Genomic DNA, 24,758 nt, shown 5'->3' on the forward strand with positions numbered 1-24,758 from the left:
GGCCCATCGCGGCGGCCCACGGATTCAAGCCGGAGTGAGGGCACACCGAGCCTAAGCGAGGTGCCGAGTGGTGGGGCACAGACCTTTTGGTTACTTTTGGGGCGTTTGCCAAAAGTGACCCGCTGTAAGAGCGGAACCCATCTCAGCCATCACCCAAATAACGGATATACCCCCAAAAAAAACTGAACAAAGCCCCCCGCGACGTGTCCCCGCTTCCCATGTCACTCCCCACCCCGCAAATCCCTTAATTTCTCCCCACTACCGGAAGCCTCTCCAGGCCCACGGCTGCGTCGGCGTTTATCACCGGGCACCCAGCACATACCGATCCAAGCGGCAGCTGAAAACGGACTTTCTCCTAAACCGTGACTACCAGGCAGGTTACCCCCATGCAGTTCAGCGAATTATTGGCAGCGATTTCCACCCATGCGATCCGTCTGCAACTGGAAGAAGGCGACCTGATCATCCTCGGCGATGACGATGCACTGGACGACACCGTGTGGGACCAACTCATCGCCCACAAACCAAGGCTCCTCGAGCTGGTCGCCGACCATGGCGGTGACTGGCTCAGCCCGGCCTATCGCATCACCCCAAGCATGCTGCCGCTGGTCAACCTCGACCAACCCGCCATTGATCGCATCGTTGCGGCCATCCCCGGCGGGGCGGCGAATGTGCAGGACATCTACCCGCTGGCGCCGCTTCAGGAAGGCATGCTCTACCACCATCTGTCGGCAGAGCAGGGCGACCCCTACGTGCTGCACGCGCAGTTCGTGTTCGACAGCCGCGCGCGGCTTGAGTCGTTTGCCGAGGCGCTGCAATGGGTGATCGACCGCCACGACATCCTGCGCACCTCAATGGTGTGGGAGCGCCTCGACGAACCGCTGCAAGTGGTATGGCGCAAGGCAGCCCTGGCTTGTGAAGAGGCGCATTTTGACGGCGGCGATGTACTCGCTCAGTTGCTTGCCCGCTATGACGCCCGCGCCTACCGCATGGACCTGGGCCAGGCGCCGCTGCTGCGCCTGGTGTTCGCCAACGACCCGGCCCAGGAGCGGGTGGTGGCGATGCTGCTGTTCCATCACACCATTCTCGACCACACCGCCCTTGATGTTGTGCGCCATGAAATCCAGCTGTACCTGGCCGGGCAGCAAGCTCAGGCCGGTGAGCCGGTCGCGTTTCGCCGTTACATCGCCCAGGTGCGCCACGGCGTCAGCGAGCAGGCGCATGAAACATTCTTTCGCAGCATGCTCGCAGACATTGATGAGCCGACACTGCCATTCGGCCTGCAGGACGTGCAGGGCGATGGCCAGGGCATTGACGAAGCGCGCATCCCCGTCGACGCCGCGCTGAGCCGTCGCCTGCGTAGCCTGGCGCGTCCGTTGGGGGTGAGCGTGGCGAGCATGATGCACCTGGGCCTGGCCCGTGTGTTGGGCGTGGTCTCTGGCCGCGACGCCGTGGTCTTCGGCACCGTGATGCTCGGCCGCATGGGCGCGGGCGAGGGCGGTGAGCGCGCGTTGGGCATGTTCATCAACACCTTGCCGCTGCGCGTGGACGTGGGCGAGCAGGGCGTGCGCGCCGGGGTCAAGGCCACCCATGAGCGCTTGACGGCCTTGCTCAATCACGAACATGCGTCCCTGGCGCTGGCCCAGCGTTGCAGCGGTGTGGCCGCGCCAACGCCGTTGTTCAGCGCGATGCTCAACTACCGCCACAGCGCCGCCACCGACATGGCCGCGGTGATCGACGTGGCCGAAGGCATCAGGGTGCTCGGCGCCGAGGAACGCACCAATTACCCGCTGACGGTCAATGTCGATGACCTCGGTGAAGACTTCGCGCTGACCGTGATGGTCGACGCCGCCATCGGCGCGCACCGGGTGGCGGGCTACCTGCACACCGCGCTGGAAAGCCTGGCCGATGCGCTGGAGCAGCGACCGGATATGCCGCTCAGCGGCCTGAATATACTGCCCGACGCCGAACGCCACACACTGCTGCACGGCCTGAACCAAACCCCCACGCACTACGCCGATACCGCGCTGATCCATCAGCAGGTCGAAACCCACGCCGCCGCCCACCCCGATGCCATCGCCCTGCGCTTTAACGATCAGCGCCTGACCTACCGCCAACTCAACGAACGCGCCAACCAGGTCGCTCACCGCCTGCTTGCTCAAGGCGTGCGTCCCGATGACCGCGTGGCGATCTGCGTCGAGCGTGGCCCGGAAATGATCATTGGCCTGCTGGGCATTCTCAAAGCCGGCGCGGGTTACGTGCCCATCGACCCGGCGTATCCGCAGGAACGCATCGCTTACACCCTGGCCGACAGCGAGCCGCTCGCCGTGCTGGTGCAAGGCAACACCCGCCGCCTGGTGGGTGATCTGCCGCACATCGACCTGAACAGCCTGCGCCAGGAATCCATCGTCAACCCACGGCTGCAGTTGAGTCCGGCGAATCTCGCCTACGTGATTTACACCTCCGGCTCCACCGGCCTGCCCAAAGGCGTGATGATCGAACACCGCCAGGTGGCGCGGCTGTTCACCGCTACCGAGCCCTGGTTCGGCTTTAACAGCAACGATGTGTGGGCGCTGTTTCACTCCTTCGCCTTCGATTTCTCGGTGTGGGAAATCTGGGGCGCGCTGATGCACGGCGGCCAGTTGCTGATTGTGCCGCAACCCGTCAGCCGCTCGCCCGAGGCGTGTTACACGCTGCTGTGCGACGCCGGTGTGAGCATCCTCAACCAGACGCCAAGCGCATTCCGTCAGTTGATCGCCGCCCAGGCCCAGAGCCCGCAGGCGCACTCGTTGCGCCAGGTGATTTTCGGCGGCGAGGCGCTGGAGCCGGGCATGCTCAAGCCGTGGTACGCCCGCGCCATAAATGCCGGTACGCAGTTGGTGAACATGTACGGCATCACCGAAACCACCGTGCACGTGACCTATCGCGCGCTCGAAGCGGCGGATGCGCAGTTGGTGGGCGTGAGCCCGATTGGGGTGCGCATTCCCGACCTGCAACTGTATGTGCTGGATGCGCGCCGCGAGCCATTGCCCTTTGGCGTGGTGGGCGAGTTGTATGTGGGCGGCGCCGGTGTGGCGCGCGGTTACCTGAACCGGGACGCGCTGAACGCCGAACGCTTCCTGGCAGACCCGGCCACCGGTTTGCGCATGTACAAGACCGGCGACCTCGGCCGCCTGCTGGCCGATGGCAGCGTTGAATACCTGGGCCGTAACGACGACCAGGTGAAGATCCGTGGTTTCCGTATCGAACTCGGTGAAATCGAAGCGCGCCTGGCCACCGCCGATGGCGTGCGTGACGCGGTGGTGATTGCCCGTGAAGACCAGCCGGGCGACAAACGCCTGGTGGCCTATGTGATTGCCGAGCGCGAACTCAGCGCCGCCGAACTGCGCGATCACCTGCTGCTCAGCCTGGCCGATTACATGGTGCCCGCCGCCTTTGTAATGCTGGATAGATTGCCGCTGACCACCAACGGCAAACTCGACCGCAAGGCGTTGCCCGCGCCGGATGCAAATGCCTTGGTGCGCCGTGGCTACGAAGCCCCGCAAGGCGCAGTGGAAACCGCCATCGCCGGCCTCTGGCAAGACCTGCTCAAGCTCGACCGGGTGGGGCGCGATGACAACTTCTTCGAATTGGGCGGGCACTCGCTGCTGGCGGTGAAGTTGATCGAACGCATGCGCCAAGTGGACCTCAGCGCCGATGTGCGCGTGCTGTTCGGCCAGCCAACCCTGGCTGCACTGGCGGCGGCGGTGGGTGGGCAGCAAGAAGTGCAGGTGCCGGAAAACCTGATCAAACCAGACAGCCAGACCATCACCCCGGCCATGCTGCCGCTGATCGACCTGGACCAGGCGGCAATCGACCACATCCTGCACGCCGTGCCCGGCGGTATCGCCAATGTGCAAGACATTTACGGCCTCGCACCGTTGCAGGCCGGCATTCTTTATCACCACCTGGCCACAACCGAGGGCGACCCCTACGTGTTGCAGGTGCAGTTCAGCTTCGCCGATCAAGCGGCAGTGGACGCGTTTGTCCATGCGCTGCACAGCGTGATCGAGCGCAACGATATCCTGCGCACCGCCATCCTCTGGGAAGGCCTGGACGAGCCGGTGCAAGTGGTCCTGCGCCAGGCGCCGCTGGCCATTGAGCGTATTGAAGCCGCAGGCGTCGATGCCCTGGCACACCTGCAACAGCGCTTCGACCCGCGTCACTATCGCCTCGACCTGTCCCGTGCTTCGCTGATGCGGTTGGCGTATGCCGAACAGCAGGGCCGCTACGTCGGCATCCTGCTGCTGCACCATATCCTGCTCGACCACACCGCCCTGCAAGTGCTGGTGGAAGAAATGAGCGCCAGCCTGTCCGGCACCAGCGCGCAGTTGCCTGACGCCGTGCAGTACCGCAATTACGTGGCCCAGGCGCGCCTCGGCGTCACCCAGGCGCAACACGAAGCGTTCTTCAGCGAGATGCTCGGCGATATCGACGAGCCGACCCTGGCTTTCGGCTTGCAGGACGTAAACGGTGACGGCAGCGGCATCGTTGAGGCTCACGTGCCACTGGAACCGGCACTCAGCCACGGCCTGCGCGAACAGGCGCGCCAGCTCGGCGTGAGCACCGCCAGCCTGGTGCACCTGGCCTGGGCGCAGGTGTTGGGGCAGGTTTCAGGTCAGCAAGACGTGGTATTCGGCACCGTGTTGCTCGGCCGCATGCAGGGCGGTGAAGGCGCCGACCGCGCGCTGGGGATGTTCATCAACACCTTGCCGCTGCGGGTCAACGTGGGCGCCACCGGTGTGCAGGCCGGGGTGCGCGCCACCCATGCGCGCCTCGCGCAATTGCTCGGGCATGAACATGCCTCGCTGTCCCTGGCCCAGCGTTGCAGCGGCGTGTCGGGTTCGCTGCCGCTGTTCAGCACGCTGCTCAACTACCGTCACAGCGCGCCGGGTGAAGCGCCGGGAGACAGCCCGTTTGCCGCATCCGGCATCGAGATTCTCAGCTCCGAAGAGCGCAGCAACTACCCGCTGGTGCTCAACGTCGATGACCTCGGCACCGGCTTTTCGCTCACCGTACAAGGCGTGGCCGAGTTGAATGTGCAGCGCGTGGGCGACTACATGCTCACCGCGCTGCGCCACTTGGTCAGCGCGCTGCAACAGGCGCCGACCACGCCGTTGCAGGCTGTGTCGATCCTGCCGCCTGCCGAGCGTCACCTACTGCTGGTGGCGTTTAACGCCACCGGCCGCGAATACCCGTCGCAACTGGGCGTGCACCAGCTGTTCGAAGCCCAGGCGCTGGCGCGTCCCGAAGCTGTGGCGGCGGTGCATGGCCAGCTGTCGCTGAGCTACCGCGACCTCAACCGCCGCGCCAACCGCCTGGCCCATCACCTGATCAATCAGGGCGTGCAACCGGGCGAAAGCGTGGCCATCGCGCTGCCGCGCTCCCTGGATTTGCTGGTGTGCCAACTGGCAATCCTCAAGTGCGCGGCGGTGTATGTGCCGCTGGACGTCAACGCCCCGGTCGAGCGCCAGGCCTTTATGGTGCAGGACAGCGGCGCGCATCGCGTGCTCAGCAGCCTCGCCGACCTGAACCTGGACGCGCTGTCGCCACGCAACCCGGAGCTGGCGCAGTCTTCGGATGACGTCGCGTACATCATGTACACCTCAGGCTCCACCGGCGCCCCGAAAGGCGTGCAAGTGCCGCACCGCGCAATCTCGCGGCTGGTGCTGAACAACGGTTACGCCGACTTCAACGAGCGCGACCGCGTAGCCTTCGCCTCCAACCCGGCCTTCGACGCCAGCACCCTCGACGTGTGGGCGCCGCTGCTCAATGGCGGTTGCGTGGTGGTGGTCGAGCACGCAGCGCTGCTGTCCCAGGCGGCGTTTGCCTCGCTGTTGCAGGAGCAGGCCGTCAGCGTGTTGTGGTTGACCGCAGGCTTGTTTCATCAATACGCCGATGCCTTGCTGCCGGTGTTCCGCCAGCTGCGCTATTTGATTGTCGGCGGCGATGTCCTCGACCCGCTGGTGATCGGCCGCGTGCTCAAGCACGGCAAACCCCAACACCTGTTGAACGGCTATGGCCCGACCGAAGCCACGACGTTCTCGACCACGTTTGAGATCACCACGGCAGGCGAGGGCGCTATCCCGATTGGCCGGCCCATCTCCAATGCCCAGGCCTACGTGCTCGACGCGCGCCAGCAGCCCGTGCCGCTGGGCGTGGTCGGCGAGCTGTACATCGGCGGCGCGGGCGTCGCCAAAGGCTATTTGAACCAGCCGCAGCTGAGCGCCGAAAAATTCATCCCCAACCCCTTCGGCGACGGGCAGTTGTACCGCAGTGGCGACCTTGCCAGTTGGCAAGCCGACGGCACGCTGCTCTACCAGGGACGCAACGACCTGCAGGTGAAAATTCGCGGGTTCCGCATCGAACCCGGCGAAATCGAAACCTGCCTGGCGGCCTTCCCCGGCGTGAAAGACGCCGTGGTGCTGGCCCGCGAAGACGAGCCCGGCGACAAACGCCTGGTGGCCTACTACACCTCGCCCGCGCCGCTGGACATTGAAACCCTGCGCGCCCATCTGCAAGGCCAGTTGCCGGACTACATGGTGCCGTCGGCCTATGTGTGGCTGGAACTGTTGCCGCTTACCGCCAATGGCAAGCTCGACCGCAAAGGCCTGCCGGTGCCGGACCAGAGCGCGCTGCTCAGCCGTGGCTACGAGGCCCCGGAAGGCGAGGTGGAAACCCTGCTGGCGCAGATCTGGCAGGACGTGCTCAAGCTCGAACGTGTTGGCCGGCATGATCATTTCTTCGAACTGGGCGGGCATTCGCTGTTGGCGGTCAGCCTGATTGAACGCATGCGCCAGGTCGGCCTGAGCGCCGACGTGCGCGTGCTGTTCAGCCAGCCAAGCCTGGCGGCGCTGGCGGCAGCGGTGGGCAGTGGCCGCGAAATCGTGGTGCCGGCCAATGGCATTCCGTCAGGGTGCACGCAGATTACTCCGTCGATGCTGACCCTCGTTCAGCTCGACCAAACGGCGATTGATCGCATCGTCGCCACTGTTCCCGGTGGCGCGGCCAATGTGCAGGATATTTACCCGCTGGCGCCGTTGCAGGAAGGCATTCTTTACCACCATATCAGTGCCGAACACGGCGACCCGTACCTGCTGCAATCGCGCATGGCGTTCGACAGCCTCGAACGCTTGCAGGCGTTCATGGGCGCGCTGCAACAAGTGGTCGCGCGCCATGACATCCTGCGTACCGGCGTGGTCTGGGAAGGCCTGGACAGCCCGGTGCAAGTGGTCTGGCGTGATGCGCAACTGGCGGTGCAGGAGGTCAACCTGGCCCCGGCCGACGGCGGCATCATCGAGCAACTGCATGCGCGTTTCGACGCTCGTCACTATCGCCTGGACATCACCCAGGCGCCGCTGCTGCGCATGGTGTACGCCCACGACCCGGCGAATAACCGAGTGGCGGCCATCCTGCTGTTCCATCACCTGGCGCTGGACCATACCGCCATGGAAGTGGTCGGCCAGGAAATGCGCGCGTTTATGTTCAACCGGGCCGACGCGCTGCCCGAGGCGGCGCCGTTTCGCACCTACGTGGCCCAGGCGCGCCTGGGTGTGAGCGTGGCGGAGCATGAGCAGTTCTTCCGCGAGATGCTGGCCGAGGTCGATGAACCCACGTTGCCGTTCGGCATTCAGGATGTGCAGGGCGATGGCCGCGATATCGAAGAGGCCGAGCTGCACCTCGACGCGGCATTGGCGATGCGCGTGCGTGAACAGGCGCGTGCCTTGGGCGTCAGCGCGGCCAGCCTGATGCATGTGGCGTGGGCGCAGGTTCTGGGGCTGGTGTCGGGGCGCGACGATGTGGTGTTCGGCACCGTATTGATGGGCCGCATGCAGGCCGGCGACGGCGCTGACCGCGCATTGGGCATGTTCATCAATACCTTGCCCTTGCGCGTGAATGTGGCGGCGAGCGCCGGGGTGGCCGTCAAGGCAACCCATGCGCGCTTGAGCGGCTTGCTCGGCCACGAACACGCGTCCCTGGCGCTGGCCCAGCGCTGCAGCGGCGTGGCCACCTCGGTGCCGCTGTTCAGCGCCTTGCTCAATTACCGCCACAGCAGCCCCGGCGAAATGGCCCGCGATGGCCATGGCATCTGGGAAGGTGTGCAACTGCTTGGCGGTGAAGAACGCAGCAACTACCCGCTGACCCTCAGCGTCGACGACCTGGGTACCGCGTTTGGCCTGACCGTGCTGGCGCTGCCGCAGATCGGCGCCCGGCGTCTGTGCGGGTACATGCACTGCGCCATCGAACAGCTGGTCGGCACGTTGGACAGTGCAGCGAAAACCGCGCTGAACACCCTGCACATTCTGCCCGCCGCCGAACGCGACATGCTGCTGCGTGACTTCAACGCGACCGCCGCCGATTTCCCTAAGGGCCACACCGTGCACGGTGCCTTTGAGGCTCAGGCCGAGCGCCAGCCGCAGGCGATTGCCGTGACGCAGGACGGCGAGTCGCTGACCTATCAGCAACTCAATCAACGCGCCAATCAGTTGGCCCATCACCTGCTGGAACACGGCGTGCAGCCAGACGACCGTGTCGCCCTGTGCTGCCGCCGCGGCCCGCACATGCTGGTGGGCTTGCTGGGTATTCTCAAGGCCGGCGCCGGTTATGTACCGATCGACCCGGCGTACCCCGCCGAGCGTATCGCCTACCTGTTGCAGGACAGCGCACCGGTAGCCGTGGTGGCCGAGGCCAGCACCCGCGACCTGTTGGGCGACGTGGCGAGCATCGACCTGTTCGACCCGAACTTGCAGCACCACGCCAGCAGCAACCCGCACCTCGCCAACCTGACCCCGGCGCACCTGGCCTACGTGATCTACACCTCCGGTTCCACCGGCCAGCCCAAAGGCGTGATGGTGGAACACCGCACCGTGGAAAACCTGATGCACTGGCACTGCGACGCCTTCGGGCTGGACGCGCGCAGCCACACCAGCAGCGTCGCGGGCTTTGGTTTTGACGCCATGGCCTGGGAGGTCTGGCCGGCGCTGTGTGTGGGCGCAACCCTGCACCTGCCGCCTGCCAGGGTGGGCAATGAAAACATTGATGAACTGCTCGCCTGGTGGCTGGCGCAACCGCTGGACGTCAGCTTCCTGCCGACCCCGGTGGCCGAGTACGCCTTCAGCCAGAACCTGGCCCACCCCGGCTTGCGCATCCTGCTGATCGGCGGCGATCGCCTGCGCCAGTTCAGCCAGGAACGGCGCTTTGCAGTCATCAACAACTACGGCCCCACCGAAGCCACCGTGGTCGCCACGTCCGGCCGCGTGCGCGCCGGGCAGGCGTTGCATATCGGTCGCCCGGTGGCGAACGCCAGCGTCTACGTGCTCGATGAGCAATTGCGCCCGGTGCCGGTCGGCGTAGCGGGCGAGATGTTTGTGGGCGGCAGCGGCGTGGCGAGGGGTTACCTGAACCGGCCTGAAATGACCGCCGAGCGCTTCCTGCAAGACCCGTTCAACCCAGGCCGCATGTACCGCACCGGTGACCTGGTGCGCTGGTTGCCCGACGGCACAATCGACTACCTGGGCCGCAACGATGATCAGGTCAAGGTGCGCGGTGTGCGCGTTGAACTGGGCGAAATCGAAAGCCGCCTGGCCGCTCTCGAAGGCGTCCGGGAAGCCGTGGTGTTGGTGCGCGAGGGCCGCTTGATCGCCTGGTTCACCGAGTTTTACCCGCTGGCGATTGAAACCCTGCGCGCCCAATTGCAGGCGCAACTGCCCGACGCATTGGTGCCGGCGGCCTATGTAAAACTTGCCGCGTTGCCCCTGACTGCCAACGGCAAGCTGGACCGCAAGGCCTTGCCCGACCCCGATCAAAGCGCCTTGCTGACCCGCGACTATGAGGTACCGCAAGGCGAGGTCGAAACCACGTTGGCCGGCATCTGGGCCGAGGTGTTGCAGGTGGAGAAGGTCGGTCGCCACGACCACTTCTTCGAACTCGGCGGCCATTCGCTGCTGGCGGTCAGCCTGATCGAACGCATGCGCCAGGTCGGCCTCAGCGCCGATGTGCGCGTGTTGTTCAGCCAGCCAACCCTCGTCGCACTCGCGGCGGCCGTGGGCAGCGGCCGGGAAGTAAAGGTGCCGGCCAACCGTATCCCACGGGACTGTGCGCGGATCACGCCCGACCTGTTGCCGCTGGTTGACCTCGACCAATCGACGATTGATCACGTGGTTGCCGGCGTCCCCGGTGGCGCCGCCAATGTGCAGGATATCTACCCGCTGGCGCCGTTGCAGGAAGGCATTCTTTACCACTACATCACCGCCGAGCAGGGCGACCCGTACTTGCTGCAATCGCACCTGGCGTTTGACAGCATCGAGCGCGTGAACGCCTTCGCCGGGGCGCTGCAACAAGTGATCAACCGCCACGACATTCTGCGCACCGGCATCGTCTGGGAAGGCTTGGTACAACCCCTGCAAGTGGTGTGGCGCAAGGCTGAACTGAGCGTGCAGGCCTTGCAGTTGCAAGGCGATGTACTCGCGGCGCTGCACGAACGGTTTGATGCGCGGCGCTATCGCCTGGATATCGGCACGGCTCCGCTGATTCGCCTGATGTACGCCAATGACCCGGCCAATTCGCGGGTGGTGGTGGTGTTGCTCTATCACCATATCGTGCTCGACCACACCGCCTTCGACGTGGTGCTGCGCGAAATGCAGGGCCATTTGCTCGGCCACGCGGCCCCCACCGCAGCCCCCATGCCGTACCGCAATTACGTGGCCCAGGCCCGCCTGGGTGTGAGTGAAACAGAGCATGAGGCGTTCTTCCGCGACATGCTCGGCGATGTGGATGAGCCGACCTTGCCGTTCGGCCTGCAGGATGTGCGCGGTGACGGCAGCGCCATCGGCGAACACACCGTGCATCTTGGCGGCGACCTCAACCGCCGTCTGCGGGCCCAGGCCCGACTGCTGGGCGTGAGCACTGCGAGCCTGTTTCACCTGGCCTGGGGCCAGGTGCTGGCGGCGACGTCGGGTCGGCACAGCGTGGTGTTTGGCACGGTGTTGGTAGGTCGGCTGCAAGGCGGCGAGGGCGCTGATCGCGCGCTCGGGGTGTTTATCAATACCTTGCCGCTGCGTCTGGATATCGATGCACAGGGTGTGCGTGCGGCTGTACGTGCCACGCACGCCAGGCTCACCGCGTTGCTCGGGCATGAACACGCCTCCCTGGCGTTGGCGCAGCGCTGCAGCGGGGTCACGGCGCCGGCGCCACTGTTCAGTTCGATGCTCAACTATCGCCATCGCGGCGCAGCCACCCGTTCCGCCGACGCTGAGCAGGCATGGGAAGGCATGCAGACGCTGGTCAATGACGGGCGCACCAACTACCCGCTGACCTTGAACGTTGACGATCTGGGTGACGGTTATGACCTCACCGCACTGGCGCAAGTCGATGCGCAACGCGTGTGTGGCTACATGCAAACTGCGTTGTCCGGTTTGGTCGAAGCGCTGGAACAGGCGCCGGATCAGGCACTGAATCGGCTGGCGATTCTGGGTGCTGAGGAACGACACAAGCTGTTGGTTGAGTTCAACGCCACCGAAGTGAATTACAACCTCGACCAAACCCTGCACGGCATGTTCGAGGCCCAGGTTGAACGCACACCGCAGGCGGTGGCGGTCAAAGCCGGCGAACAACAGCTGACCTATAGCGAACTCAACGCACGCGCCAATCGTCTCGCTCACCATCTGCGTGAGCGTGGCGTACAACCGGATGCCCGCGTGGGGATCTGCGTCGAGCGCGGCCTGGACATGGTGATTGGCCTGTTCGCCATCCTCAAGGCCGGTGGCGGCTATGTACCGCTGGACCCGGCCTACCCGCAGGACCGCATCGCCTACATGCTGCAAGACAGTGCGCCGGTGGTGGTGCTGGCCCAGGGCGCGACCCGTGCATTGCTCGGCGATGTGCCGGTGATCGACCTCGACCACTGCACCTGGCAGCACCAGCCCGCGGGCAACCTGCAGGTCGCGGGGCTCACGCCTCAGCATCAGGCCTACGTGATCTACACCTCCGGCTCCACCGGCCAGCCCAAAGGCGTCATCAACGAACACGCCGGTGTGGTCAACCGCCTGCTGTGGATGCAGGACGCCTACGGCCTCAAGGCCGATGACGCGGTGCTGCAGAAAACCCCGTTCAGCTTCGACGTGTCGGTGTGGGAGTTCTTCTGGCCGCTGTTCACTGGCGCACGCCTGGTGATGGCGCGCCCGGGCGGTCACAAAGACCCGGCGTACCTGTGCCGGATCATCGAAGCCGAACAGATCACCACTCTGCACTTCGTGCCGTCGATGCTCGACGTATTTCTTGCCCATGGTGATGTGAGCCAGGCTGCCGGCCTGGTGCGCGTGATGTGCAGCGGTGAAGCCTTGCCGGGCAGCCTGGTGCGGCGCTTCAAACAGCAATTGCCACAGATCGGCCTGTACAACCTGTACGGCCCCACCGAAGCGGCGGTGGACGTGACCGCATGGAATTGCGCACGCCCCGAGGTGCCGGACAACACGCCAATCGGCAAGCCCATCGCCAACACCCGCCTGTACCTGCTCGACGCACAGTTGCAGCCGGTGCCGCTGGGGGTGGTCGGCGAGCTGTTTATCGGCGGTGTGCAAGTGGCGCGGGGTTACCTCAACCGGCCTGATTTGACCGCCGAGCGTTTCCTCCAGGACCCATTCACCCGCGGCCGGATGTATCGCACCGGTGACGTGGGGCGTTACTTGCCCGACGGCAATATCGAGTACCTGGGCCGCAACGATGACCAGGTAAAAATCCGTGGCCTGCGCATCGAACTGGGAGAGATCCAGGCGCGTTTGCTCGAGCATCCGCACGTCAACGAAGCGGCAGTTGTCGCCCGTGAAGAGCGGCTGGTCGCCTACTACACCGGTGTGCAAACCGAGGTTGAACGCCTGCGCACCCAGTTGTTGCAGCACTTGCCGGATTTCATGGTGCCCGCGCTGTTCGTGCACCTTGATGCACTGCCGCTGAGCCCCAACGGCAAGCTCGACCGCAAGGCCTTGCCGACACCGGGTGCTGAAGCGCTGATCGTGCGTGAGTACGCGGCGCCCGAGGGCGACACCGAAATCCTCCTCGCCCAGCTGTGGGCCGAGTTGCTCAAGGTGGAGCGGGTAGGGCGACATGACAATTTCTTTGAACTGGGTGGGCATTCGCTGCTCGCCGTGAGCTTGATCGGGCGCTTGCGCCAGGAAGGCATGGAAGCCGACGTGCGGGCGCTGTTCGAACAGCCGACCCTGGCCGGCTACGCCGCCATAACCGAACGAATGGAGATCGTCCTGTGAGCATCCTCGAACTGCTGGCGACGCTGAAAACCAGGGATGTGCAGCTTGCGCTCAAGGGCGAACAGCTGTCGGTGCAAGGCAACAAACACGCGTTGAGCGACCCCGCGATTCTCGCGGCGTTGCGTGAGCACAAACCGGCGTTGATCGAGCTGATCAAGGCCGGCGAATATTCGGCCACCAAGGCGGGCGAAGTCGAGGTGCCCGCCAATGGCATCCCGCTCGGCGCAGAGCGCATCACCCCGGCGATGTTGACACTGTCGAACCTGAGCCAGGACGAGGTCGACCGGATCGTCGCCACCGTCGACGGCGGCGTGGCAAACATCCAGGACATCTACCCGCTGGCGCCGTTGCAGGAAGGCATTCTGTTTCACCACGTCAGTGCCGAGCAGGGTGATCCGTATGTGATGCAGTCGCAGTTTGCCTTCGACAGCCTGGAGCGCTTCGACGCGTTTGCCCAGGCGTTGCAAACCGTGATGGACCGCCACGACATCCTGCGCACCGGGGTGGTTTGGGACGGTTTGCAGGAACCGTCGCAAGTGGTGTGGCGCCAGGCGCGGTTGCCCGTGCAAGCCCTCGAACTGGACCCGGCAGACGGCGATATCGCCGCGCAACTGCACGCGCTGTTTGACGCCCGTCACTATCGGCTCGACGTGACCCAGGCGCCGCTGCTGCGCCTGGTGCATGCGCAGGACTCGGCTCATCAACGCATCGTTGCCACCTTGCTGTTCCACCACATGGCGCTGGACCACAGCGCCCTGGAAGTGGTGTGCCATGAAATGCAGGCCTGCCTGTTGGGCCAGGGCACGGCGTTGGGCCAGGCGGTACCGTTTCGCAACTATGTGGCGCAGGCGCGGCTGGGCATCAGCGAGAAAGAGCATGAAAGTTTCTTCCGCCAGATGCTCGGCGATATCAGCGAGCCAACTTTGCCGTTTGGTTTGCAGGATGTTCAGGGCGATGCCCGCGGCATTGCCGAAGTCAGCCTGCCGCTGGCAGCGCAACTGGGCCAGCGCCTGCGCGCCCAGGCGCGGCAATTGGGCGTGAGCACCGCGAGCCTGTTCCATCTGGGCTGGGCGCAGGTATTGGGCGTGTTGGCCGGCAAACAACAGGTGGTATTCGGCACGGTATTGATGGGCCGTATGCAAGGCCGTCATGACACGGACCGCGCGCTGGGTATCTTCATTAACACGTTGCCGTTTCGGGTGGATGTGGACGGCCAGGACGTGCGCGCCGGGGTTAAAGCCACGCATGCGCGGCTGACCACCTTGCTGCGCCATGAACATGCGTCGCTGGCCCTGGCTCAGCGTTGCAGCGGCGTCGTGGCGCCGACGCCGCTGTTCAGCGCCTTGCTCAATTACCGCCACAGCGCGCCCGCCGCGAGTGCCGAGACCGTATCGGCCTGGCACGGCATCACGGCGCTCAGCGCCGAAGAACGCACCAATTACCCGTTGACCTTGAGTGTCGATGACCTGGGTGAAGGCTTTGGTTTGAGCCTGCTGGCAAGCACCCAGGTAGACCCGCAACGGGTTTGCGCCTACCTGCAAACTGCACTGGAAAACCTGGTGAGTGCCCTGGAACAGGCGCCCAACACCCCGCTCAAACAGGTGCCGGTTCTGCCTGCCGCCGAGCGCGAGCTGCTGTTGGAACAGTTCAATGCGACCCAGGCGGATTTCCCCCAGGGCACCACGCTGCACGGTCGCGTCGAAGCCCAGGCCGCGCTGACCCCCAGCGCCATCGCCGCCGTCTACCATGGCCGTCAACTGACCTACGCCGAACTGAACGGGCAAGCGAACCTGTTGGCCCATCACCTGTTGGCGCTGGGGGTCAAACCCGACGACCGCGTGGCCATCGTTGCCCGCCGTGGCCTGGATACCCTCGCCGGGTTGCTGGCGATCCTCAAGGCCGGCGCCTGTTATGTGCCCGTCGACCCTTCGCACCCGGCCGAGCGTTTGAACTACTTGCTGACCGACAGCGCGCCGGTGGCCGTGCTGACGCAACAGGTGTTGCATGACCGCTTGCCGGCGCTTGAGGTGCCGGTAATTCACCTCGATCGTTACACCTGGCAGCACCATTCTGCGAGCAACCCCAAGGTGGCGGTCACGCCGTCAAACCTCGCCTATGTGATCTACACCTCTGGCTCCACGGGCTTGCCCAAAGGCGTGATGGTGGAACACCACACCGTGGCTAACCTGGTGGATTGGCACTGCAACGCCTTTGACCTGCGCGCCGGGCGCCACACTGCCAGCGTCGCCGGTTTTGGGTTTGATGCGATGGCCTGGGAAGTGTGGCCGGCGCTGTGCGTCGGCGCGACCTTGCACCTGCCGCCCGCCAGTGACGGCGCCGAAGACATCGACGCGCTGCTCGCCTGGTGGTGCGCGCAGCCGCTGGACGTGTGCTTCCTGCCCACGCCGGTGGCCGAGTACGCGTTCAGCCAACAGATCGAACACCCGACGCTGCGCACCTTGCTGATCGGCGGCGATCGCCTGCGGCAGTTCTCGCGGGCCCAGCGTTTTGAGCTGATCAACAACTACGGCCCCACCGAAGCCACGGTGGTCGCCACCTCCGGCAAGGTCGAGGTGGGCCAGCCGTTGCATATCGGCAAACCCGTCGCCAACGCCACGGTGTACCTGCTGGATGAAGCGCAGCAGCCGGTGCCGCTGGGCGTGGCGGGCGAGTTGTATGTGGGCGGCAAAGGCGTGGCGCGTGGCTACCTGAACCGCCCGGAGCTGACGGCCGAACGCTTCCTGCAAGACCCGTTCAACGGCGGGCGCATGTACCGCACTGGCGACCTGGCGCGCTGGCTGCCGAACGGCACCCTTGAATATCTGGGGCGTAACGATGACCAGGTGAAGGTCCGTGGCGTGCGCATTGAGCTGGGCGAGATCGAAACTCAACTCAACGCAGTGCCCGGGATTCAGGAAACCGTGGTACTGGTGCGCGAAGACCGGCTGGTGGCGTATTTCACTGAAAACCCCCAGCTGGACCCGCTGGCCGTGGGCGATATTCGCGCCCATCTGGTGGCGCATTTGCCGGATTACATGGTGCCGGTGGCCTACGTAAAACTCGCCGCCTTGCCGCTGACGGCCAACGGCAAACTCGACCGCAAGGCATTGCCGGCGCCGGACAGGGCTGCCGTGTTTACCCGCGAGTACCAAGCGCCACAGGGTGAAATCGAAAGCGCGTTGGCGCAGATCTGGGGTGACGTGCTGCAGGTTGAACGCGTGGGGCGTCAGGATCATTTCTTTGAACTGGGCGGCCATTCATTGCTGGCAATGCGCATGGTTTCGCAGGTTCGTCAGCGCCTGGGCGTGGAGCTGTCGCTCGGCGATTTGTTCGCCAATGCCGAACTGGCGGCGGTTGCCGACGTGCTCGCCCAGGCCGGGCGCAGCACCTTGCCGAATATCCTCCCGGCCAATCGCGATGAGCCCATCCCGCTGTCTTTCGCCCAGCAGCGTCTGTGGTTTTTGGCGCTGATGGAAGGCGCCAACACGGCCTATAACATTCCGATTGGCTTGCGCTTGCGTGGGCAGTTGCACGTGGACGCCCTGCAGCGCGCGCTGGCGCGAATCGTCGCGCGGCATGAAACCCTGCGCAGCCGTTTCGCCCAGCAAGGCGACGAAGCCCAGGTGCTGATCATGCCCGCCGAAGACATGTTGCCCCTGCAAGTGCAGGACCTGCGTCGCCACCCGCAACCCCAGCAGGCGCTGGACGCGTTGATCCACGGCGAGGCGTCGGCGCCTTTCGACCTGGAGCGCGGCCCGTTGCTGCGTGGCCGCTTGGTGGTGATGGCCGACGATCACCATGTGCTGCTGCTGACTCTGCACCACATCGTCTCTGACGGTTGGTCGATGGGCGTGCTGACCCGCGAGCTGATGGCGCTGTATCGGGCGTTCAGCCATGGCCAGCCTGACCCGTTGCCAGCGTTGCCGATCCAGTACGGCGACTTTGCCGTGTGGCAGCGCCTGTGGTTGAGCGGTGAGGTCTTGCAGCGCCAAAGCAGCTTTTGGCAGCAGGCCCTGGCCGGTGCGCCGGCCTTGCTCACCTTGCCCACCGACCGCCCGCGCCCGGCGCAGCAGGACTACGCCGGCAGCAGCGTCGAGGTACGCCTGGACGAACGCCTCACCGCCGGGCTCAAGGCGTTGAGCCAACGCCATGGCACCACGCTGTACATGACCCTGATGACCGCCTGGGCCTCACTGCTGGCGCGGCTTTCCGGGCAGCAGGACCTGGTGATCGGCTCGCCGGTGGCTAACCGCACGCGGGGCGAGGTAGAAGGGCTGATCGGCCTGTTCGTCAACACCCTGGCGGTGCGCATCGACACCTCGGGCGAGCTGAGCACCGAGGCGTTGCTGGCTCGGGTCAAGGCTCTGACGCTGGCGGCCCAGGCCCATCAGGACCTGCCGTTCGAACAGGTGGTGGAAATCACCCGGCCGGTGCGCAGCCTGGCCCACAGCCCGGTGTTCCAGACCCTCTTGACCTGGCAGGACAGCAGCGCACCGACGTTGGCGTTGGGCGACCTGGCGCTGGAAGGCATTGTGGAGAACAGCCATTTTGCCAAGTTCGACCTGTCGCTGGATCTGGGCGAAGTGCAGGGCAGCATTCTCGGCGCGCTGGAGTATGCCGTGGCGCTGTTCGATGAGTCGACGGTGCAGCGTTATGTCGGCTACTTCATCCGCGTGTTGCAGGCTATGGTCGAAAACGATCAGGCAATCCTGGAGTTCGCGCCGCTGATGGATGAGCGCGAGCGTCAGCACTTGCTGGTCGACTTCAACGCCACGCAGGTGGTGTACAACCTCGACCAGACCCTGCACGGGATGTTCGAAGACCAGGTGCTGCGCACGCCCCATGCCGTTGCGGTGAAGGCGGGCGAGCGGCAACTGACCTACGCCGAGCTGAATGCGCGCGCCAACAGGCTCGCCCATCACCTGCTGGAACTGGGCGTGCAGCCCGATTCCCGCGTGGCCATTTGTGTGGAACGTGGCCTGGAAATGGTCATCGGCCTGTACGCGATCCTCAAGGCGGGCGCCGCCTATGTACCGCTGGACCCGGCGTACCCGCTGGAACGCATCGCCTACATGCTCGAAGACAGCGCGCCGCGTGTGGTGCTGACCCAGGGTGCCACCAGCGGGTTGCTCGGCGCGGTGCCGGTGGTCGATCTGGACCTGCCGACCTGGCAGCACCTGCCCGCCGAAAACCCTGATGTAGCGGGCGTCAGTGCTTACGTGATCTACACCTCCGGATCCACCGGCCAGCCCAAAGGTGTGATCAACGACCATGCCGGCGTGGTCAACCGCCTGCTGTGGATGCAAGACGAATATGGCCTCACGGCCAAAGACACCGTGCTGCAGAAAACCCCGTTCAGTTTCGACGTGTCGGTGTGGGAGTTCTTCTGGCCGCTGTTTACCGGTGCGCGCCTGGTGATGGCGCAGCCTGGCGGGCATAAAGACCCGGCGTACCTGTGCGATGTGATCGAGGCAGAAGCGGTGACCACCTTGCACTTTGTGCCCTCGATGCTGGACGTATTCCTCGCCCACGGCGATGTGAGCCAGGCGGCCGGGCTGGTGCGTGTGATGTGCAGCGGTGAAGCCCTGCCGGGCAGCCTGGTGCGGCGCTTCAAGCGGCAATTGCCGGGCAGCGAGTTGCATAACCTGTATGGGCCGACCGAAGCCGCCGTGGATGTGACGGCGTGGAACTGCGCAGGCGCGGTGACGCCGGACAACACGCCAATCGGCAAACCCATCGCGAACACGCGCATGTACCTGCTGGATGCGAGGTTGCAACCCGTGCCGCTGGGCGTGGTCGGCGAGCTGTTTATCGGTGGCGTGCAAGTGGCGCGGGGGTACCTGAACCGCCCAGAACTGAATGCCGAGCGCTTCCTCAACGACCCTTTTACTGACGGTCGCCTGTACCGCACGGGTGATGTGGGCCGGTATTTGCCCGACGGGAATATTGAATACCTGGGGCGCAATGACGATCAGGTGAAAATCCGTGGCTTGCGCATCGAACTGGGTGAGATTCAGGCGCGACTGACCGAGTACCCGCAGGTTAATGAGTCGGCGGTGATTGCCCGCGATAACCGGTTGTTGGCCTACTACACCGGCGCTGTGATCGAGATCGACTCACTGCGCGCGCACCTGTTGCAGCATCTGCCTGAGTTCATGGTGCCCGCGATTTTCGTCCACCTCGACGCGCTGCCTCTGAGCCCCAACGGCAAGCTTGACCGCAAGGCGCTGCCCGAACCGGACCTGGGTTCAGTGGTGGTACGCGAATACGAAGCGCCGCAGGGCGACACGGAAATCGCCCTGGCCAGCCTCTGGGCCGAGCTGCTCACTGTGGAACGCGTGGGGCGTCACGACAATTTCTTCGAACTCGGCGGCCACTCGTTGCTGGCGGTGAGCCTGATGGGGCGCATGCGTCGGCTCGGTTTGTCGGCGGACGTGAAGGCGCTGTTTGGCCAGCCGACCCTGGCCGGCCTGGCGGCGGCGCTGGGCGGTGGTCGAGAAGTGGCCGTGCCGGCCAATGGCATTGCCGCCGATTGCACGCACATCACCCCGGACATGTTGCCGCTGATCCAGCTGGACCCGTCGGCCATCGCGCGTATCGTCGCCAGCATCCCCGGCGGCGCGGCGAATGTGCAGGACATTTACCCACTGGCGCCGTTGCAGGCCGGCATGCTGTATCAGCATCGAGCGGTGCAGGGTGCCGATGCGTATGTGCTGCAGGCGCAGTTCGCCTTCGACAGCCAACTGCGTCTGGACGCCTTTGCACACGCATTACAGGCGGTGATTCAGCGGCACGATATTTTGCGGTCGTCGTTTCATTGGGACGGCCTCGAAGAGCCGGTACAAGTGGTGTGGCGTGAAGCCTCGTTGAGCGTCGAAACCGGGCCGGTGCCGCAACGCCTGGACGTCGCCCAGGCCCCGCTGATGCGCTTGATTCATACCCAGGAACCGCAGCGCGTGGTGGCCACCTTGCTGTTCCACCATTTGGTGATGGACCACATCGCTTTGGACATCCTGCAGCACGAGTTGCAGGCCTACCTGTTGGGCAGCGAGGACACCCTGGGCGCGGCGGTGCCGTATCGCAACTATGTGGCCCAGACTGTGGCCCAGACCCGCGTGGGCGTTGACGATCACGAGGCGTTTTTCCGCGAGATGCTCGGTGAAATCGATGAACCGACCGAGGTTGAAAATCTGGGCGCGGATGAAACCGCGCAACTGACGATTGACCTGTCGTTAAGCCAGCGCCTGCGCACCCAGGCGCGCCAGTCGGGCGTGAGTGCGGCCAGCCTGATGCATTTGGCCTGGGCCCATGTGCTGGGCAAGGTCAGCGGCCGTGAGCGCGTGGTGTTCGGCACCGTGATGCTCGGTCGCCTGCAAGGCGGCGAGGGCGCTGAGCGGGCGATGGGGGTGTTTATCAACACCTTGCCGCTGCGCGTTGACCTCGGTGAGCACTCGGTGCGCACGGCGCTGCGTGCCACCCATGCGCGCCTGACCCGGTTGCTCAGCCATGAACATGCACCGTTGGCGCTAGCTCAGCGATGCAGCGCTGTTCCGCCAGCAACGCCGTTGTTCAGCGTGCTGTTCAACTATCGCCACAGTGCGCCGCAGGCCGGCGGCGTGGCCGAGGCGTGGCACGGCATTCAGTTGCTCAAGGCCGAGGAACAGACCAATTACGCACTGTCGTTAAGTGTGGATGACCTGGGTGAAGGGTTCAGCCTCAAGGCCTTGGGGCCGGGCGCCCGGCGTGTGTGCGATTACGTGAACCGTACGCTGGAACAGCTGGTGGAGGCGCTGGAATACAACGCCGATATCGCCATCAGCCGCTTGCCGATTTTGCCCGACGCCGAGCTTCAGCAACTGGCGGCGTTCAATGCCACCACCCGCGTGTTCCCGCGCGAACACACGGTGCAACGGCTGTTCGAAGCCCAGGCCCAGGCGCGTCCTGAGGCGCTGGCTGCGCTGCATGGCGAGGCTGCTTTGAGCTACGGCGAATTGAACACCCGCGCCAACCGCCTGGCCCATCATTTGTTGGGTGCTGGCGTGCAGCCGGGTAACAACGTGGCGATCCTGCTGCCGCGCTCTCTCGATTTGCTGATCAGCCAACTGGCCGTGCTCAAATGCGCCGCCGCTTATGTGCCGCTGGACATCAACGCACCCGCCGAACGCCAAGGCTTTATGCTGCAAGACAGCGGCGCGGCGTGGCTGTTGACCCGCAGTGATGCGGCTGTCGACTACCCGGTTTCGCGCCTGGACCTGGACACGTTGGCCCTCGACCCGCAACCGAGCCACAACCCGGACCTGTCGCAGTCCTCGGAGGGCGTGGCGTACATCATGTACACCTCCGGCTCCACCGGCACGCCGAAAGGTGTGTTGGTGCCTCATCGCGGCATCACGCGGTTGGTGCTCAACAACGGCTATGCCGACTTCACTGCCAGCGACCGCGTGGCGTTCGCCTCCAACCCGGCGTTCGACGCCAGCACCATGGACGTCTGGGGCGCGTTGCTCAATGGCGGGCAAGTGCAGGTCATCGACCACGCCACCTTGCTCGACCCGGCTGCCTTTGGCGTCGCCTTGCAGGGCGCGACTGTGCTGTTCGTGACCACGGCGTTGTTCAACCAGTACGTGCAGATGATTCCTGAAGCGCTGGCCGGCTTGCGCATCCTGCTGTGTGGCGGTGAGCGTGCCGACCCGGCGGCCTTCCGCAGCCTGTTGGCGCGGGCGCCGGGCTTGCGCCTGGTGCATTGCTATGGGCCGACGGAAACCACCACCTACGCCACCACGTATGAAGTGCACACGATTGGCGATGGCGCCGAGAGCGTACCCATCGGTCGGCCGATTTCCAACACGCAGGTCCATGTGCTGGATGCGCAGCTGCTGCCGGTGCCGCTGGGTGTGAACGGTGAAATCTGCATCGGCGGGGACGGCGTGGCCAAAGGGTATTTGAACCGGCCTGAGCTGAGCGCCGAGAAGTTTGTGGCAGACCCGTTCAACGAGGGGCATTTGCTGTACCGCACCGGTGATCTGGGGCGCTGGACGGCCGACGGCCTGCTGGAATGCATCGGGCGTAACGACGATCAGGTGAAGATTCGCGGGTTCCGCATTGAGCTGGGTGAGATCGAAGCGCGCCTCGGGACGTTCGCCGAGATCCAGGACGTGGTGGTGCTGGCGCGTGAGGATGCACCGGGCGACAAGCGCTTGGTGGCTTATTTCACCTGGGCGAGCGAGCCCGTCGACATCGACAGCGTGCGTGCCCATCTGCAAGGCCAACTGCCGGACTACATGGTGCCGTCGGCCTATGTGCCGCTGGCGCAGCTGCCATTGACGGCCAATGGCAAGGTCGACCGCAAAGCCTTGCCGGCGCCTGCGCTGGAGGCCTTGCACAGCCGTGGCTTTGAAGCGCCGACGGATGCCCTGGAACACACCCTGGCGCAGCTGTGGGCTGAGGTACTGAAGCTTGAGCAAGTGGGGCGCCATGACAGTTTCTTCGAACTGGGCGGGCATTCGTTGCTGGCGATTCGGCTGGTTAACCTCATGGAGGAGGCCGGGTTGCAGGTGTCTTTGGCCGAGCTGTTCCAGCATGCCAGCGTGGCCTCTGTGGCGACGATGGTGCGTCAGCGCACCGCTGCGCCGGAACGCGACAGCACGGTAATCACCGTGCGCAGCCATGGCTCGCAGCCGCCGTTGTTTCTGGTTCACGAGTTCAGCGGCATGGACGTGTACTTCCCGGCGCTGGGCCAACACCTGCCGGGTGACTATCCCATTTATGGCCTGCCGGGCATGGCGCTCGGTGAGGCGCACCTGAACACCATGGAAGGCCTGGCGGCGCGATTGGTCGGCCTGATTCGCGGCATTCAGCCCCACGGGCCTTACCGTATCGCGGGCTGGTCGTTTGGCGGCGTGCTGGCCTATGAAGTTGCGCTGCAACTGTTGGGGCTGGATGAACCCGTGGAATTTCTGGGCTTGATCGACAGCTACGTGCCGCGCATGACCGACCAGGGGAAGGCGCGCTGGAGCGGGCCGGATGCACTTAAACGACACCTGCTGTTGCAGTGTTCGGCGTATTGGAAAGCACAGGGAGGTGTGGATGAGCTGGCAAACCTTGCAAGGCTGGAGGCGCGCGTTGGACAGCTGGACATTGCGGGCCTGCTGCAACGCTGTCGCGATGAAGGTTTGCTATACGCGCAAATGGCGGCGGCGACGGACGCGGATCTCTTGAGTTTTATCGCGCGTGAAGTGGGGCATGGGCATGCGCTGGCGCATTACAGCCTGTTCCCGCTGCCGATTCCGCTGCAGTTGTTCAGTGCCCAGGAGCGCCCCACCGAGTTGTCGCGGCGCAGTGAATCCCTGGGCTGGGGCGATGTTGTGGCGGCCGGGCAATTGCACCAGGTGCCGGTGCCGGGGGATCACCAGAGCATGATGCAGGCGCCGCATATTCAGGCGCTGGGCCGTGCGATGACTGAGGCCCTGGCGGGCGCTGTGCCCGTGACGCAGGCCGCGCATCAACCCTTGCTGCGCATTCAAAGTGGCCGGGCCGGGTATGCGCCGGTGTTCTGTGTGCCGGGGGCGGGCGACAGCGTGACCGGGTTTGTGGGCTTGAGCGAGGCGCTTGGGCGCGACTGGCCGCTGTTTGGTTTGCAGCCGCGTGGGTTGGACGGTGAGGCGGTGCCCCATAGCCAGGTTGAGGCGGCGGCGCGGTGTTATCTGGCGGCGCTGACGCAAGAGTGCCCGCAGGGGCCGGTGCATTTGGTTGGGCATTCGTTTGGCGGCTGGGTGGCGCTGGAGATGGCGCTGCGGTTGCAGGCGGCTGGGCGGCAGGTGGTGTCGTTGACGGTAATCGACAGTGAAGCGCCTGGGGGTGTGCGGCCGCCTTATACGACGACGGCGGCGCTGGTGCGGTTGATCGAGTCGATGCAGTTGTCGGCTGGCAAGTCGTTGGGGATTGATTTGGTGGCGTTTGCTGAGTGGGATGAGACGGCGCAGCGCCAGGCCTTGCATGCCGGGATGGTGGGGGTGGGGTTGTTGCCGGTGCGGGCTTCGGCGGACGCGATGGCGGGGCCGGCGCGCACGTATGCGGCGGCGTTGCGCACCGAGTATCGACCGGCCCGGCGGTTTGAGGGGGTGGTGCGGTTGGTGTTGGCGCAGGACCCTGCGCTGGATGCGGCGGGGAATCAGCGGGAGCAGGGGTTGATGGTTGAAGGGTGGGGGCGGCAGGGGCGTTCGTTGGAGGTTTGGTATGGGGGCGGGAATCATTTTACGTTGCTGAAGACGCCGAATGTGTTTGGGCTGGCTCGGTGGTGGTTGGAGGGGGTTGGGGTTAAGGAGGTGGTTTCGTGAGGTTGCTGATTGGGGGCATATCCGTTTTTTTTGTGACGGCTACTTGTGGTTCCGCTCTTACAGCGGGTCACTTTTGGAAGGACCCAAAAGTAACCAAAAGGTCCTCGCCCCACCACTCGGCACCTCG

General features: G+C 64.9%; 2 protein-coding genes. Both read left to right on the plus strand.

Annotated elements, in window-relative coordinates; all coding sequences use genetic code 11:
* The first annotated feature begins 386 nt into the window (after window positions 1-386).
* The gene (locus ACP7A2_RS17390) at window positions 387-13,298 is read left to right on the plus strand and encodes an amino acid adenylation domain-containing protein (protein WP_426135211.1); all 12,912 of its coding nucleotides are present in this window, start codon (window positions 387-389) and stop codon (window positions 13,296-13,298) included.
* Entirely contained in the window at window positions 13,295-24,631 is an 11,337-nt protein-coding gene (locus tag ACP7A2_RS17395) for an amino acid adenylation domain-containing protein (RefSeq protein ID WP_426135212.1), read from the plus strand. Before ACP7A2_RS17390 ends, ACP7A2_RS17395 begins: the two co-directional genes overlap by 4 nt.
* Window positions 24,632-24,758: the final 127 nt, after the last annotated feature.

Source organism: Pseudomonas sp. PWP3-1b2, assembly GCF_049896045.1.
Lineage (GTDB): Bacteria > Pseudomonadota > Gammaproteobacteria > Pseudomonadales > Pseudomonadaceae > Aquipseudomonas > Aquipseudomonas antarctica_B.

Bases quoted from the DNA above. Each gene is read 5' to 3' on its own strand.
- ACP7A2_RS17390 (WP_426135211.1), top strand. From the start codon at position 387: ATGCAGTTCAGCGAATTATTGGCAGCGATTTCCACCCATGCGATCCGT.